This window comes from Azoarcus taiwanensis (genome assembly GCF_012910885.1).
GTDB classification, from domain to species: Bacteria; Pseudomonadota; Gammaproteobacteria; order Burkholderiales; family Rhodocyclaceae; genus Azoarcus_F; species Azoarcus_F taiwanensis.
This window is the reverse complement of the sequence record NZ_WTVM01000086.1, coordinates 1-16,923: the sequence shown is the minus strand read 5'-3', so window position 1 is coordinate 16,923 and position 16,923 is coordinate 1. Positions and strand designations below refer to the sequence as shown.

General features: G+C 62.7%; 10 protein-coding genes. 8 read left to right on the top strand and 2 right to left on the bottom strand.

The window, feature by feature from the left end:
• The 4 genes from GPA21_RS13590 to GPA21_RS13575 all read left to right on the top strand — a co-directional run.
• A partial coding sequence (locus GPA21_RS13590) for an RHS repeat-associated core domain-containing protein (RefSeq protein ID WP_168988686.1) occupies positions 1–3,620 on the top strand: 3,620 nt, incomplete at its 5' end.
• A 15-nt stretch (positions 3,621–3,635) separates the two neighbouring features.
• Positions 3,636–4,235 carry a hypothetical protein gene (locus tag GPA21_RS13585; RefSeq protein WP_168988685.1) on the top strand — a complete coding sequence of 200 codons (600 nt, stop codon included), beginning with the start codon at positions 3,636–3,638 and terminating at the stop codon, positions 4,233–4,235.
• A 156-nt stretch (positions 4,236–4,391) separates the two neighbouring features.
• On the top strand, positions 4,392–4,535 hold the full coding sequence (locus GPA21_RS13580; protein WP_168988684.1) for a hypothetical protein: 144 nt from the start codon (positions 4,392–4,394) through the stop codon (positions 4,533–4,535).
• 598 nt (positions 4,536–5,133) lie between these two features.
• Entirely contained in the window at positions 5,134–5,592 is a 459-nt protein-coding gene (locus GPA21_RS13575; RefSeq protein WP_168988683.1) for an Lrp/AsnC family transcriptional regulator, read from the top strand.
• A gap of 51 nt (positions 5,593–5,643) precedes the next feature.
• On the opposite strand, the gene GPA21_RS13570 is transcribed toward GPA21_RS13575, so the two are convergent.
• Positions 5,644–6,993, bottom strand: coding sequence for a sodium-dependent transporter (locus tag GPA21_RS13570; RefSeq protein WP_168988682.1), 1,350 nt, complete (start codon positions 6,991–6,993; stop codon positions 5,644–5,646).
• Between the two features lie 642 nt (positions 6,994–7,635).
• Here GPA21_RS13570 and GPA21_RS13565 point away from each other — a divergent pair.
• The 4 genes from GPA21_RS13565 to GPA21_RS13550 all read left to right on the top strand — a co-directional run bounded on the left by GPA21_RS13565 (position 7,636) and on the right by GPA21_RS13550 (position 15,273).
• Positions 7,636–11,220 (top strand): indolepyruvate ferredoxin oxidoreductase family protein, encoded by a 3,585-nt coding sequence (locus GPA21_RS13565; protein ID WP_168988681.1) that lies wholly within the window; start codon positions 7,636–7,638, stop codon positions 11,218–11,220.
• A 107-nt stretch (positions 11,221–11,327) separates the two neighbouring features.
• Entirely contained in the window at positions 11,328–12,377 is a 1,050-nt protein-coding gene (locus GPA21_RS13560) for a Glu/Leu/Phe/Val dehydrogenase (RefSeq protein WP_168988680.1), read from the top strand.
• A gap of 136 nt (positions 12,378–12,513) precedes the next feature.
• A complete protein-coding gene (locus GPA21_RS13555) occupies positions 12,514–14,202 on the top strand; it encodes a GGDEF domain-containing protein (protein ID WP_168988679.1) in 1,689 nt (562 codons plus the stop codon).
• A gap of 39 nt (positions 14,203–14,241) precedes the next feature.
• Entirely contained in the window at positions 14,242–15,273 is a 1,032-nt protein-coding gene (locus GPA21_RS13550; RefSeq protein ID WP_168988678.1) for a serine/threonine protein kinase, read from the top strand.
• 107 nt (positions 15,274–15,380) lie between these two features.
• On the opposite strand, the gene GPA21_RS21195 is transcribed toward GPA21_RS13550, so the two are convergent.
• Positions 15,381–16,923: crotonase/enoyl-CoA hydratase family protein (locus GPA21_RS21195; RefSeq protein ID WP_168988677.1), on the bottom strand; the 1,543-nt coding region annotated here is incomplete at its 5' end.

Here is a 16,923-nt window from a genome sequence, read left to right as displayed (position 1 = left end):
CTCCGATCACGCGCACCACCACTTACACCTACACCACGGTCAACGGCCGCAGCCTGCTCACCGAGATCGATGGGCCGCTGCCCAACGGGCCGGCCAATGATCCGAGTGACTCGGATGTCACCCGCTTCACCTGGGATGCGGGGGGCGATCGAATCGTGCGCATCACGCAGCCGGGCGAGCGCACTTCCGATATTGCATACGAAGCAGCCACCGGATTGGTGGCGCGCGTGGAGAATCGCGAAGGCGCTTACACCGAATTCCAGTACAACGCACGCTTGCAAGCGGTTCGACTCCAGCGCCATGGCCCGGGCTGGGGGCAGGCCCAAACGCTCGAGCATCGCTTCGATGCGTTCGGCCATCTCGTCGAGACGAGCTCTTCGGACGATCCGACTCGCAACGCGCGTTTGTCCTTCGACGCACACGGCCGACTCGAGTGGGTCGCGAACGCGCTGGGCATCCTGGAGACCCTGGAGCATGACCGCGAGAGCCGGCTGATAGGGCATCGCAGGCTGAGCGCAAGCTTCGAGCAAAGCCGCTTCTGGCACTACGATGCGACCGGCCGCCTGGAAGCGACCGGCGACAACCGCGGCCGGTACGTGCAAGCACAGTACGACAGCCAGGGGCGTCTGACGGCACTGTACGACGCGTCCGGCCTCTCCCGCCGGTCTGCCGCGGCATCGAACGGCGCTTCAAACCGCAGCGAGCCCCCCTTGGGTGTCGTGCGCCTGCTCGACGATTTCGGCCATCTCGTCTGGCGCGCCAGCCCGGATGCGGGTGTCCAGCGCCGCCGGTTCGATGCCGCAGGCCGTCTGGTCGCGATGCGCGATGCCGTGGGTCACCATGCCCGCTACGAGTACGATGTGCGGGGCCGCATTCAGCGCCAGACCGTGACCGATGCGCTGCACGCAGATGAGACCGTCACGACCTGGCGCTATGAGGGCGATCATCTGGTCGAACTCGATCATCCCACCCAGCGCGAGCGCTACACCTACGATGCGCGCGGCCTGCGGGTGGCGCGCGTCGTGACGATCCCGACCGAGGCCGGTAAACTCACCGCCGTCACGCGCTACGAGTACGACGCCGCCGGCAGACTCGTTGCCACCACCTTGCCCGATGGCAGCACGCTGCGCTACCCGCGCAACGGACAGGCGCAGGTGGTGTCGGTCACGCGCAGCACGATCCACAGCACGTGGCTACGCCGCTTCGAGCGCGAACAGACGATCGCCTCCGGTTTCGAGCGCGATCTCGTGGGCCTGCGCGGCTTTAGCACCGGCAATGGTATCGAGACCCGCTTCGAGCGCAGCCGCGAGGGCGCGCTCGCCCGCATGGTCCACCGCCGTTTGCCTGAACCCTCCCGCCGGATCGTGGCCGAGGCGTATCCCACGATCGTTCTTGGCCACCAGGTTTTCGGGGTGCTGGAGCGCGTTCTCGGCATCAAGGCGGCCCATGCGAGCCCCGTGGAGAACGGCTCGAACGGGCCCCTGGCCGGCGCCTCGCCCGCACCGACGGCGCTGCCCGGTGCGCTAGGTCTGCCGGTCGAGCCCGGCACGCTGCTTGATCGGCGCTATCTGTGGGACACCCGCGGCAATCTGCTCCACACCCGCGAACCGTCGCCAGAGCCGTTGAGTGGCGCATCGATGGACACCCATGCCTACGATGCACGTGGGCAGTTGGTCGCCTCGGTGCGCTGGGCACAAAACGGCGATGACACCGCAAGCGAGGAAGCACTCTGGCGCTATGCCTATGGCCCGAGCCAGCGCCGCGTGCTCGCGCAACAAGGCGTGCACATGCAGTCGGACCTGACCAGACTCACGACCCGCAGCCAGTTCGAACCCGGCACCCACCGTCCCATCGGCACCAACGACACCCCCACCCGCTACAACGCTAACGGCCAGCCTCTCGAACTGGACGGACGCACCTACGCGTGGGACGCGCTGGGCCGGCTCGTCGCGGTGGATGAGACAGCGCACACCCTTGCCCGCTACGGCTACGACCATCGCGGGCTGCGCAATCGCAAGACGATCGACGCCGATACGCACTACACCCTCCACGACGAGGCCCGCCAACCCCTGGCCGAACTCGACGCCGACGGGCGCATCCTGCGCCAATACGTGTGGGTGGCCGATCTACCGCTGGCGGTCATCGACACCCCCGAGGGCGTCGCGCCCGCAGCGGCCGACCCGTCCGCGCTCAGCCGCATCGCCGGCGACGTGCGTCGCATCGTGCAAAGCTGGTTCGGCTCCGGCGACACCCTCGTCTGGCTGCACTCCAACCACCTGAACGCACCCGAGCTCGCCACCGCAAGCCATGGCAACATCATCTGGCGCGCCCACTACAGCCCCTTCGGCGCCGCGACCGTCCAGCACCAGGGCTTCGAGCTCGACCTGCGCCTGCCCGGCCAGCGCTTCGATGCCGAGACCGGCCTGCACTACAACCGCCAGCGCTACTACGACCCGGAACACGGCCAGTACCTCACCCCCGATCCGCTCGGCACGCCCGACGGGCCCAATCCTTACGCCTATGTGGCGTTCAGTCCGCTCATCTACATCGACCCCGATGGGCTGATCCTGTTTGCATTCGACGGGACGGGAAATGACGAGAGCAACCTCAACACACTGTCGAATGTGGTGGCATTCCGCGATCTGTACCTTGAGGGAACGCCTCGGTACATTACCGGTCCGGGGACGGTCGACAATTGCGACCCCAACCGTCCGATTGATCCGGCCGACTTCAAGCCCTGGTATATCCCCCTGCCTGCGAATACAGCCGATATGGGTGGCAATTACTCAGGACCGGCCCGCATTGATCGGATGGTCGAATACTTCAACACTTATGCCACGGACGTTGCAACCGATGACAGTGTCGCCATCGATGTGGACATCATCGGTTTCAGCCGGGGCGCGGCTCAAGCGCGGGATTTTGCGAACCGGATCGTGGCCAACACCACCAACGGATGGTACCGCTATGTCATTAATGGCCAAACCCACTGCCAGAAAGTGAATCTTCGTTTCTTGGGGCTATGGGATACCGTGTTGAGCACGAATTTGAGCGGCTACGCCTATAACTTGGCCATTCCCGATGAGTTTGCTTATGTGGCGCAAGCTGCCGCCTTGAACGAATATCGCGGCGGTGTGGTTGCCTTTCCCGCTGAATCGATTTTGCGAGCACCGGCGCCACAGGGCACCACGCGCATCGAACGCGGCTTTCTCGGCGCGCACAGCGACATCGGCGGCGGCTTCCCCGATGGCGATCTGGCCAAGGTGGCGCTGGTCTGGATGGTGGATCAGGCAAAAGCTGCTGGTGTGAATATGGATGAGCCAAATCGAACGATCATTGCCAACCCGGTCATTCACGACAAAAGCAGCAATTTGCTGTCGGGGGCGCCGACGGGCGGCCCCACTGCCTGGAGTGAGGACCGCGACGTGCGCTATGCCGATAGCTCGGTGGTCAAGCAGCGACAGACAACGGATCAAGGCATGACCTATGCCGACACGGTACCCTTCATCACCTATGACCCGAATCCGAACACGGCCAATAACATTTCTGGCACGGTGGATATGGAAGGCTACTTGAATTGGCTCAACGCGAACGGCTACAACATCAACATGACAGTGCAGTGAGGCAGGACGATGAAAATGGCATGGATTGTTTTAATCGTGTTTTACCCGCTTGTGGCCGCCTGCGCGGGGACGAGCAAACCTGATACGGATCGGGAAATGCGCGGAATGGGTTTTGTTGTTGTATATGAACTTGCGGGCACTGCAACACCGAAGGAAGGCGTCGCTGCAATATCGGACACTGGCTACCGACTGTTTGGTCCCTCCATACTCAATCACCAAAATGGCGGCGTGAACACGATTGGAGGTGGTAGCAAAATCTCCTTCCCCCGCTGGGTGGATGTGACGTGGCGGGAAGGAACAACGCCAGGAAGCCGATGGGAAACAGGGACGGTTGTTGGCAACTACCGCATCGACGTGCTCAGTCGCATCCCCAGGGAAGTCTTCGACTACGCAAAAAAGCACGGGGCATTGCGCCTGCAATTCCGCATCAAGGACGACGGCGTCCTGTTTGCCTGGGATGTGCAGATCAGCGGTGGTGGCCGGTTTTATTACGCCATGCACGGTGGAGATTTTCCCTGCGATCCGCTCCCTCATCTCCCGCACCCGGTTTGCACCACCGGCCCGCTTGAAGAAGCGCCATGGTTCAACCCGAACTGGGTTGGAGGGAAGCGGTAGGCTGACCATTATCGCCAACCCGGTCATTCACGACAAAAGCAGCAATTTGCTGGCGGGAGCGCCCACGGGCGGTCCCACTGCCTCGAGCGACGACCGCACGGTACGCTATCTGGGCGGGAGCAGGGAGAAAAAGCGACAGGCCACAATACCTTCGGAATGAACTGGGGCGATACATTGGCATACATCGCCTATAAGCTCGATCCGAATACACTCGATTCCATCGCAGGAACGGTCGACATGCGCGGGTATCTCGAATGGCTCAGCCAGAACGGCTACGACATCAATATGATCGTGCAATGAGGAGATTCTCTGACCCTGCCCCAGGACTTCGGCCCATTCGCAAGTAGAAAATTCCTGGATGATTAGCCGTCTCTCAATGGCGAGGTGGCGCCATTGCTCCAAGCATTCGCACGACTCGCGTCTCCGACGCTCGCGCGCCGCGTCGAATTTCTTGGCTTGTTTCGAAACTCGAGGAGCGGAAGCGTTGGCAGGTGGGCGGACAGCTTCTCATGGCGGGAGGCTACTCAGCCGAGCGTTGCGTCGAGCCATGTCGACATGAATGCGGGCTGGGGGGCCATAATCCTGGAAGCCGCAGTTGACTGCTCTCAATATCCTTGAATACTTCGCACAACCTGGGATTCGCGTCTTCGACGACGATCACCCGATGGGTGAGTCCGCTGCGGGCCCGATTGCACGCTTGGCGGCGTTGCTCCTCCTTGCAGGGAACAACCATGCTGCGTGGTCGCGTCATGCCAGACGACGCGCCAGACGCGCACTCGAACACGTCCAACTGGGGTTTCGAGGATAATTCGGAACCTGCTGGACGCGCATTCGGAGTGTGTTGTCTTTGGCTTGGCGGTTACCGAGACCCGAGAACACGATTTGGAGACATGACGTCATGAAACTCGACCCTGCGCAGCGACAGATACTGAGCTTGCTGCAAAAGGATTCAACCCTGAGCACGCAGCAGATGGCCGACAAGGTGGGGTTGTCGCCGTCGCCATGCTGGCGGCGCGTGAAGGAGCTCGAGGAGTCGGGTCTGATCAAGGGCTATGTCGCCCTGCTCGACCGGCAGAAACTGGGGTTGACGACCTGTGTGTGGGTGCGGGTGAAGCTGAAAAAGCACAGCGCCGAGGTGCTGGACCGGTTCGAGGCGGTGGTCAAGGGCTGTGACGAGGTGGTCGAGTGTTACGAACTGCTCGGCGAGACCGACTGCCTGCTCAAGCTGTATTTGCCCAACCTGGAGGCCTTTTCGGCCTTCATGCACAACTTTCTGCTGAAGATTCCGGAGGTGGACGTCACCCACTCGTCGGTGGCGCTGCGCGAGATCAAGAACGAAACCGCTCTGCCGATCTGAAGTGTTGTGAGCCGCTCCCGGTTCGTCCGGGAGCGGTTTTCGTGCGCAGCCTCAGAGGCTGCTGAAGAACACGATCAACACGCCGGCCGGCGCAATGAAGCGTGTAACGGCCTGCCACACTGAGAACGCGCCTGCCCCGAGTCCGAGCTCTTTACGCACGCTCTCCTTGTCCAGGCACCATGCCGCGAACAGGATCACGCCGAGGCCGGTCAGCGGCAGCAGGAACTTGCTGGTGAGCTGATCGAGCAGGTCGAACACAGTGAGGCCGAAGATCAGCACCTCGCTCCACGCGTTGAATGACAGCAACGCGGCGATACCCAACGCCCAGGTCGCCAATCCGGCGACGACCGTCGCGGCACGGCGGTTCAATGGCGTACGCTCCTCCACCAGCTCAACGATCGGCTCCAACAACGAAATCGCCGACGTCAGGGCGGCGAAGGTCAGCAACAGGAAGAACATCAGGCCGAGCAAGGCGCCCCCCGCGATGCCACCAAAAGCGATCGGCAGGGTGACGAAGATCAGGCCGGGACCGGCGCCAGGATCGAGATTGTTGGCGAACACGATCGGGAAGATCGCCAGACCGGCGGCGATCGCAATAACGGTATCCATGATCACGACGGTGCGAGCGGTTCGCAGCAGGTCTACCTTGCGGTCGAGGTAGGAACCATAGGCCATCATGATGCCCATGCCGAGCGACAAGGTGAAGAAAGCATGACCCAGCGCCGCCAGGACGACCTCGCCAGTGACCAGGCTCCAGTCGGGATTGAACAGGTACGCCAATGCAGCACCGAACCCTCCACTGGCCATGCCGTAGCCGACGAGAATCACCAGCAGCACGCCGAGCGCAGGCATGAGCAGTTTCGCCGCACGCTCGAGTCCGCCGATCACACCCATGGCGACCACCCCGATGATCAATGCCATGAAAACCGTATGCCAAAGCAGCAGTACGCCCGGGTTCGCGAGCATGCCGGTGAACAATGCGCCGGCACCATCGGCATCCAGCCCGCGAAAGCCCCCGCCGATCGCATCACCCACGTAGGCCAGTGCCCAGCCTCCGATGACGCTGTAAAAAGAAAGGATCAGAAATGCCCCGAGGACCCCACTGACACCGACCAGCACCCAAGCTTGGCTGCGTTTGTGGGTTCTGGCCAGCTCGCTCATGGTGTTGATCGGATTCTTCTGCCCGCGGCGCCCCAGCATCCACTCGGCCACCAGAATCGGCAGCCCGATCATGGCGATGCACAGCAGGTAGATGAGGACGAAGGCGGCACCACCGCTCTGCCCGATCATGTAGGGAAACTTCCAGATGTTGCCCAGTCCGACGGCGGACCCGGTTGCGGCAAGCACGAAGCCCAGACGGGAACTCCATTGGGCGTGGGAATGGGTGCGGTTTGCGGTCATCGTTGCACCCTCCCCCGCGGATTGGGGCAGGTCCGGCAACAGCAAAATATTGCGCCTTGTTTGAGGTGCATTCGAGTCTCCTCCTTGTGGGATTCATAGATGTGCGCTCATCGGGTCGATGGCGAAGCAACAGGATAAGGAGGGCGAGGAGAAATAATTCCACGTTATTCGCGCATATAAGCCCTTTATTCGAAACAGATTGCCGGCAAAGTATCCGCATTGGACAAGTTTCTCCCTGCGCCAATGCTGCGCCGCAACACTCTCACCAAACAGAAAGCATTGTGCAATAACGCTACACCCCCGTATCCAGGCCGCTTTCCATCATTACCATCGAGACAATGCAAGCGCTCCAGCTGATACCCCGTCGACCCAGATGCGCAAACTTTTCCTCATCCAGACGATCCTCAGGCATTTTCTTTCTCTCCACCCCTGACCTGAATCGAATCAAGAGAAGATTTCCCACCCATCTGCACCTAGCATGTCCACACCGGGAACGAGCCTGGACTACCCCGGCCAGGACACCGGAGGCGGCAAAGCCGACCTCCGGAAATTCGGGACAACCAAACACAGAGGAGACAGCACGCCGCGCCCGACTGACGTTGCCACAAGCGACGGAGAAGGTGGCGCGCGGCGGCAAACATCATGCAGAACACCCTGCCCCAGGTTTCACTCGACGATAAGTACACACTCAATGCCGGCCGCGCCTGGATGACAGGCATCCAGGCTCTGGTACGCCTGCCGATCATGCAGAAACTGCGTGACGAGGCAGCCGGTCTGAATACCGCGGGATTCGTCACCGGCTACCGCGGTTCTCCGCTTGGCAACGTGGACCAGGAATTCTGGAAGGCGCGCCGCTTTCTGGACCCGCTCAATATCCGGTTTCAGCCCGGTCTCAACGAAGACTTGGCGGCCACCTCGGTTTGGGGCACGCAGCAGGTCACGCTCGATGCCAATGCGACCGTCGACGGCGTATTCTCGATCTGGTACGGCAAGGGGCCGGGCGTGGACCGCACTGGCGACGTGTTCCGTCACGCAAATGCGGCCGGCACCTCGCAGCATGGCGGCGTACTGGTGATCGCCGGCGACGACCACGCTGCCAAGTCCTCGACCCTTCCGCACCAGACCGAGCATGTCTTCAAGGCCTTGATGATGCCGGTGCTCGCCCCGGCCGGCATCCAGGAATACCTCGAGTATGGACTGCACGGCTTTGCACTTTCCCGTTACTCGGGCTGCTGGGTTGCTTTCAAGGCGCTTACCGACACCGTTGAGACCTCGGCCTCGGTCGATGTCGATCCGTTCCAGGTGCAAACGGTAATCCCGAGCGCGGAGGAGTTCCCCCTGCCGGCCGACGGCCTCAACCTGCGCTGGCCGGACCCACCGCTGGTGCAGGAAGAACGCCTGCTCCACCACAAGCTCTATGCCGCGCTGGCCTACTGCCGCGCGAACGGGCTCAACCGCACGGTGTTCGACAGCCCCAACGCCCAGCTCGGCATCATTACCAGCGGCAAGAGCTATCTTGACGTTCGCCAGGCCCTCGACGACCTCGGCATCGACGAGGCGACCGCCGCCGAGATCGGCATCCGTCTGTACAAGGTCGGCATGGTGTGGCCGCTCGAGGCCGAAGGAGTACGCAGCTTCGCCGAGGGTTTGGAGGAGATCCTGGTGGTTGAAGAGAAGCGGCAGTTTCTCGAGTACCAACTCAAGGAAGAACTCTACAACTGGAAGGATGACGTCCGCCCGCGAGTGGTCGGCAAGTTCGACGAGAAAGGCGAATGGTCTCTGCCGCATGCGGACTGGCTGCTTCCGGCGGCCGGGGAGCTCACGCCGGCGATGATTGCGCGCGCCATCGCCAAGCGAATCGCCCGTTACTACACCTCGGACCGCATCAAGGCACGGCTGGCCTTCATCGAAGCCAAGGAGGCGGCCCTCGCAAAGCCACGCCCAGTAATCCAGCGTGTGCCGCACTATTGCTCGGGCTGTCCGCACAACACCTCGACCAAGGTGCCAACCGGCTCGCGTGCGATCGCCGGCATCGGTTGCCACTACATGGCCACGTGGCTGTCGCCTGAGCACACCCAGACCTTCTGCCAGATGGGTGGCGAAGGCGCACCCTGGATCGGGCAGGCACCGTTCACCAGCACGCCGCATGTGTTCGCCAACCTTGGCGACGGCACCTACATGCACTCCGGCATTCTTGCGATTCGAGCCGCGGTGGCGGCCGGGGTGAACATCACCTACAAGATTCTTTACAACGACGCGGTGGCGATGACGGGTGGCCAGCCGCACGACGGCACCCTGAGTGTGCCGATCATCGCGCGCCAGCTGGTTGCCGAAGGGGTATCGAACGTCGTCGTGGTGAATGATGGCACCGCCCGCGCCTACGGTCCGGCGGACCTGCCGCACGGCATCCCCATCCGTCACCGTGATGAGATGGACGCCCTTCAGCGCGAACTGCGCAAGGCACCGGGTGTGACCGCGATCATCTACGACCAGACCTGTGCCGCCGAGAAACGCCGTCGCCGCAAGCGCGGCAAGTTTCCGGACCCGGCCACCCGGGTGGTAATCAACGATCTGGTCTGCGAAGGCTGCGGCGACTGCAGCGACAAGTCGAACTGCATGTCGGTGACCAGCGTCGAGACCGAGTTCGGCCGCAAGCGCGCAATCGACCAATCCTCGTGCAACAAGGATTTCTCCTGCATCAAGGGCTTCTGCCCAAGCTTCGTCACGATCGAAGGCGGAAAGCTGCGCAAGGGCAAAGCGCTGGCCAGCAGCGGCGCCCTTCCCGATCTGCCTGAGCCGACGCTGCCAGATACCGCCGCGCCCTGGGGTATCCTCATCACCGGTGTCGGCGGCACCGGCGTCGTCACCATCGGCGCCCTGCTCGGCATGGCCGCGCACCTCGAGGGCAAGGGCATCTCGGTGCTAGACATGGCCGGTCTCGCCCAGAAGGGAGGTTCGGTGTGGTCGCACGTTCGCATTGCCGACCGGCAGGAGGACATCTTCGCCGCGCGAGTCGCGGCAGGTGAGGCCAACGCGGTGATCGGTTGCGATCTGGTGGTCGCTGCCGGCGACGAATCAATCGCCAAGATGCAGCGGGGTGTGACCCGCGTGGTGGTCAACCGCGACCAGACAATGACCAGCGAGTTCGTGCGTGGTTTCGCCGCGCAGGCGCGCAGCGGCGACGTCACGGCGCAACCCGATCCGCGCTTTCCGGCAGACGACATGCAGACCCAGATCATCGAGGCGGTGGGCGAAAACAACGCCGACTTCCTCGACGCGACGCGGATCGCCACTGCCTTGATGGGCGACTCCATCGCCACCAACCTCTTCATGCTGGGTTACGCCTGGCAGAAGGGCCTGGTGCCCTTGTCGGCCAACGCGATCATGCGTGCAATCGAGATCAACGGCACCGCAGTGGATGCCAACAAGGCGGCCTTCCTGTGGGGGCGCCGCGCAGCGGTGGATCTACCGTCAGTCAGTGCAATGGCAAACCCACAACACGGCACGCCGGAGCATCACCGGCTATCGAGCAGCGTCGACGAGGTCATCGCCCGGCGCAAGGCGCATCTCACCGATTATCAGGACGCGGCCTATGCCGAACGCTATCTGAAACTGGTCGAGCGCGTGCGCAGCGCCGAGAGCCATGTCGCACCGGGTATCACCCTGCTCACCGAGGCGGTGGCTCGCGGCTATCACAAGCTGCTCGCCTACAAGGATGAGTACGAAGTCGCACGGCTCTACACCGACAGCGACTTCCTGAAGCGGGTCGAGGAGCAGTTCGAAGGGGACTACAAGCTTGTCTTTCACCTCGCGCCACCGACTCTTGCCGACAAGAATCCGCAGACCGGGGAATTGCAAAAGAAGGCCTATGGCCCCTGGATGCTGAAAGCAATGCGTCTGCTGGCCCGATTCCGTCATCTGCGCGGCTCGCGACTCGACCCCTTCGCACGCACCCATGACCGCAGGCTGGACCGCGAACTGATCGCCGAGTACGAGCGGGTGATCGAGGAGATCATCACCAAGCTCGATGCCTGCAATCACGAGACGGCCATCGAGCTGGCATCCATACCCGAGCACATCCGTGGCTTCGGCCACGTGCGTGAGCGCCATGTAAGCCATGCCCGCCAGCGTCAGGTCGAACTACTCGAAGACTTCCGCAGCGGCCAACCAGCACGTGCCGACAAGGGCAGCATGCCCAGGAAGATCATCGCTGTACTCGCGGGCTGAAGCGACCTCACATCCCTTTTTCACCCACAGTGCATCGGCACGCCTCGCGCCACAAGCGTGACGGTGCGCCGGCGCACACCATTCCACACAAGGAAGGAGACATCACCATGGCAGTTTTCTCACTGAGCGATTTCGCCGATCACGAGCAAGTCGTCTTCTGCAGCGACGACAAGAGCGGGCTCAAGGCCATCATCGCCATCCACAACTCGAATCTCGGGCCGGCGCTCGGCGGCTGCCGCATGTGGCCGTACGCCACAGAGGAAGAAGCGGTCCGCGACGTTCTGCGCCTGTCGCGCGGCATGACCTACAAGTCAGCGATGGCGAATCTCAAGCTCGGCGGAGGCAAATCGGTCATCATCGGCAACCCCCGTACGCAGAAGACGCCGGAGCTGCTCACGGCCTTCGCGCGCGCCCTGGAGCAGTTGAATGGCCGCTACATCGCCGCAGAAGATTCCGGCACCAGCGTAGCCGACATGAAATTCATGTCGGCCATCACCGGACATGTGGCCGGCATCGTCGACAAGCCATCGGACACCGGTATCCGTAGCGGCGACCCCTCGCCAGCAACCGCTTTCGGCACCTTCATCGGCATCAAGGCCGCGGTGAAGGAGAAGCTCGGCCATGACTCGCTGGAAGGTCTGCGCGTCGCGGTGCAAGGCGTCGGCAATGTCGGCTTCGACCTCGCGCGCCAACTCAAGGAAGCCGGCGCCAGCCTTTGGGTGACCGACATCCACCGTGACGCCCTGACGCGCGCGGCCGACGAGCTGGACGCGGTCGTGGTGCCGCCGGACGCCATCTTCGGCCTCGATGTCGATGTATTCGCACCCTGCGCGCTCGGCGCAGTGATCAACGACCAGACCATCCCCCAGCTCAAGGCGAGCATCGTCGCCGGTGCCTCCAACAACCAGCTCGCCGAGGCCCGCCACGGTGCCGAGCTGATGAAGCGCGGCATTCTCTATGCGCCTGACTACGTGATCAACGCCGGCGGCATCATCGACGTCTATCACGAGCGCATCGGCTTCGAACGAAGCGCACTCATCCGTCACATCGAGGGCATCTACGACAACCTCATGGAGATCTTCGAGCGCGCCCGCAAGGAGGAGCGTCCGACCGGTGAGGTCGCCGACGCCATCGCCGAAGAGCGCTTCAAGCGCTGAGCATCCGTTACCGATCCTGCAGCCTTGCCCTGCAAGTGCTGCGAGGGATCGACCTGATGTGCAGTCTTAACTGATGCTATTTTTGCGGAACATGCGATCATGTTGAAAACGACTGTTACATGGTGCATTCCGCGACATGAGCCTGAAGAAGCTCTTCCTCACACTCGCGATGCTGCTGGTTCTCGCGGCCTCGGTCGCCACCGGGCTGCTGTTCCAGCGCATCGGCGAGAATATCGTTGATGACTGGGGGCGGCGGATCGTCGAGATCCAGGTCCGCTACGACAGCGCTCGCCTGCAAAAGCCCCTGCAGCGCGAGATTGCACTGGCCTTTCAGATGGCCGAATCGAACGCGCTCAGACAATGGGTAGTCGCAGGCGAGGATCCAGCCCTGACCCCGGCGGCCCTCGCTGAGATGGAGAGTTTTCGGCGAAACTTCCGCGACCAGAATTTCTTCGTGGCGCTTGTGGACTCGGGCGCCTATTACTTCAACGACCGCAACGAGCAATATAGCGGGCGCGAGCTGCGCTACCACCTCGACCCCGAAAAGTCCGACGACGCCTGGTTCTTTCGGCTCGTCGAGGAAGGACGACCCTTTCACCTGAACGTCAATCCGGATACGGAACTGGGCATCACCCAGTTGTGGATAGACGTTCTGATGACCGATAACGGTCGAATTATCGGCATGGTCGGCACTGGGCTCGAACTGGAAAGCTTTCTGCGCGAGATCGTCGATATCGGACAACCCGGCATCACGACAATGTATGTCGATCTGAACGGTGCGATCCAGCTTTATCGAGACCAGAACTACATCGATTTCGCAAGCATCGTCAAACCGGAAGGCCAGAAGAACACGGTGGATTTGCTGCTGGACAAACCCTCCGACCGCACACGCCTGATGCACATGATGGCCGATCTGCGTGATCGCAGCGAGGAAGAAAGCCTGGTGCTGAGCGAGTTCGTCAGCGTCGAAGGCAAGCGCCAACTCGCCGGCATTGCGTATCTGCCCGAGATCGGCTGGTATCAGGTCAGCTTCATCGATCTTGCCGAGTTCATGCCGCTCGCCCACTTCCTGCCGGTGGCGATGATTTTCCTCGCGACCCTCGTCTTCGCGATCACCATGTTCTACCTCGTGCTGCAACGCCTCATCCTCAACCCGTTGGCGCGCCTCGAGACCAACATGCAGACCGTGAGCGACGGTCGGATTCCCTCGGCCGACCTGCCGCGCGGTCACGGCGAGGTTGGACAGCTGATTACCCATTTTCGACAGATGGCGAACGCCATCCGAAACCACACCGAAGAGCTCGAATCCAAGGTGCGCGAGCGCACCGAAGCCCTTGAAACCCTCGCCCGGACCGATGCGCTCACCGGGCTCGCCAACCGCCTCGGCATGCAATTCGCCCTTGAGCGCGAGGCGAAGCGTTCGATTCGCCGTGGCAGCACATATGGCCTGATCTGGATTGATGTCGACGAGTTCAAGGACATCAACGACACCCTCGGCCACGCCGCGGGTGACGAGGTTCTGAAACGGATCGGCACCCTGCTTGAGCGCGAAGTCCGAGAGTACGAACTTGCCGCGCGCTGGGGCGGTGACGAGTTTCTGCTTCTCGTCATGCCCGACGACGTCCATGCGCTACAGGTGGCGGCCGAGCGTATCCGGAAGACAATCGAGCACGAAGCGGCCATCGACGGCCGGACCGTGACCGCCAGCGTCGGTGCGACGCTCGCTCGCTCAGGAGAGGATGTTGAGGCAGTGCTTCAGCGCGCCGATGAAGCCCTCTACGAGGCCAAGCACAGTGGGCGCAATCGCAGCCATGCGATACTCTGACGAACCCTCCATCTCGCGGAATCGCCCAAGTCAAACCACATGCCTAACCGCTCAGCAACATCGAACCAAGCCTCCGACGCCAACCCGACGCCCTTCTCCACCCTGACCCCAGATCGCATGCTCGATGCGATCGAGAGCCTCGGACTGGTCTCCGACGGTCGCATGCTCGCATTGAACAGCTACGAGAACCGGGTGTACCAATTCGGCATCGAGGATGGGCCGATGATGGTCGCCAAGTTCTACCGCGCCGGCCGCTGGTCGGACGAGGCCATCCTCGAGGAACATGCGTTTGCGATCGAGCTCGCGGAACGCGAGATCCCGGTGGTACCGCCACTGGCATTCGAGACTTGCACGCTACACACCTGCGAGGACCTTCGCTTCGCCCTCTACCCGCGGGTCGCTGGTCGGGCGCCGGAGCTGTCCGACCCGCACACGCTCGAATGGATGGGGCGCTTTCTCGGTCGTATCCATGCGATCGGCGCGCTTCGCCCGTTCGTATCTCGCCCGGCGCTCGACATCGCAGGTTTTGGCGAGGATCCGCGTGACTTCCTGCTCGCCCACGACTTCATCCCCAACGACCTGCTCGATGCCTGGCGCAGCACCGTGGATCAGGCACTGGACGGCGTGCGGCGCTGTTTCGATCGCGCAGGTGACTTCACCCGCATCCGGCTTCACGGCGACTGCCATGCGGGCAACGTGCTATGGAACGAACGCGGCGAGCCCCCCGGCCCGCAGTTCGTCGATTTCGACGATGCCCGCATGGGCCCGGCGGTGCAGGATCTGTGGATGCTGCTGTCGGGCGAGCGTGCGGAAATGAGCCGACAACTCGGTGACGTACTCGCCGGCTACGAGGATTTCTTCGACTTTTCCACCCGTGAGTTGCACCTCGTGGAGGCGCTGCGCACACTGCGTCTGATCCACTACAGCGCATGGATCGCCAGGCGCTGGGACGACCCGGCGTTTCCGGTCGCATTTCCGTGGTTCAACACCCAGCGCTATTGGCAGGACCGCATTCTTGAGCTGCGCGAACAGATCGCGTTGATGGACGAAGCGCCGCTCTGGAGTCAGTGACGACGCAGCGCTTGTCGGTCATCAGGGCGGGCTTTGATCTGCGAGAGCCGATGGCGCGCCTCGCGACGGGCGGCGCCCTCACACGCCGCCCCCGCCGGAGTACGGAATCAATCCCTGAACTTCGGCGTCTGCTTCATCATGCCGGCGCGAATCGCCGCGTGCAAATCCTCCGACAACAGCATCGCGGTGTTCCAGTTGGCGACGTACTCCAGACCGTCGGCCACCGAGTGGTCGCGGGCGTGGTTCATCACCTGCTTGACTCCGCGGATGGATAGAGGCGATTTTGCGGCAATTTCCCGCGCCAGGGCGAGCACACCCTCGAACAGGGACTCCGGTGTATCGAAGATTCGATTGACCAGACGCATCGCGAGCGCCTCCTCGGCACCGACGCTGCGCCCAGTGTAGGCCAGCTCACGCGCCATGCCCTCGCCGACTAGGCGCGGCAGCCGCTGCAGCGTGCCGACGTCAGCCACCATGCCGAGGTCGATCTCGCGCACCGAAAAGCGTGCATCGGCAGCGCAATAGCGCATGTCGGCGCAGCACACCAAATCCACCCCACCACCGACGCAGGCGCCGTGGATCGCGGCCAGAACCGGCTTGCGGCAGCGCTCCAGACTGGTCAAGGTGTCCTGCAGGTCGAGGATGATCTCGCGCAGCTTCTCGCGGGTTCGCGCCTCGCAAGCATCCTTGATCTGCGGCAACAGCCCCATCATCATTTCGAGGTCGATGCCCGAGGTGAAGTGCTTGCCCTCGCCGTGAAGCACCACCGCGCGCACTTGCGGCGTGCGGTCCAGCCACTGCATGGCCTGGCGCAGTTCCTGCCACATGGCCATGTTCATCGCATTGGCCTTGTCCGGGCGCTTCAGCGAAACGAGGCCAACCTGCCCATCCACCGTCAGCCCGAGCGTCTCGAATTCCGGCTGTCCAGGCAGTTTCGCACTTTGCTTGCGAGGCTTTGCCGATAGCATCTCAATGCCGGCCGCCAGCTCCGTACCCTGCTTGATGGCGCGCTTGGCATCGAGTTCTGCAGCCACGTCCGCGCCACCGATCAGGTGAACCGGCATCCCGGCTGCCTCGAGCCCGGACTGAAGCTCACGCAACGGCTCCTGCCCGGCGCAGATGACGACATTGTCGACCTCCAGCACCCGCGCTTCACCGTTGACCACGACATGCAGGCCAGCGTCGTCGATGCGACGATAATCGACTCCAGCCACCATGTTCACGCCCCTGTGCTTGAGCGCGGTGCGGTGAATCCAGCCCGTCGTCTTGCCGAGATCCTTGCCGAGCTTGCTGGTCTTGCGCTGCAGCAGCCAGATCTCGCGCGGCACTGCATCGGGCGTCGGCGCGGTGAGTCCGCCGCGATTGCGGTACTCGGGATCAATGCCCCATTCGGCGTAGAACTTCTCGGGCACGAGACTTGGGCTTTCGCCGGCGTGGGTCAGAAACTCCGCAACGTCAAAACCGATGCCGCCGGCACCGACAATGGCGACCCGTTTGCCAACGGGTTGCCCGTCGCGGAGCACGTCGAGGTAGCTCAAGACCTTGGGATGATCGATGCCCTCGATCGGCGGGGTGCGCGGCGTCACGCCGGTCGCCAGCACCACGTCGTCGAAGCGACCGACCAGCTCGTCGGCGCCGACACGATGATTG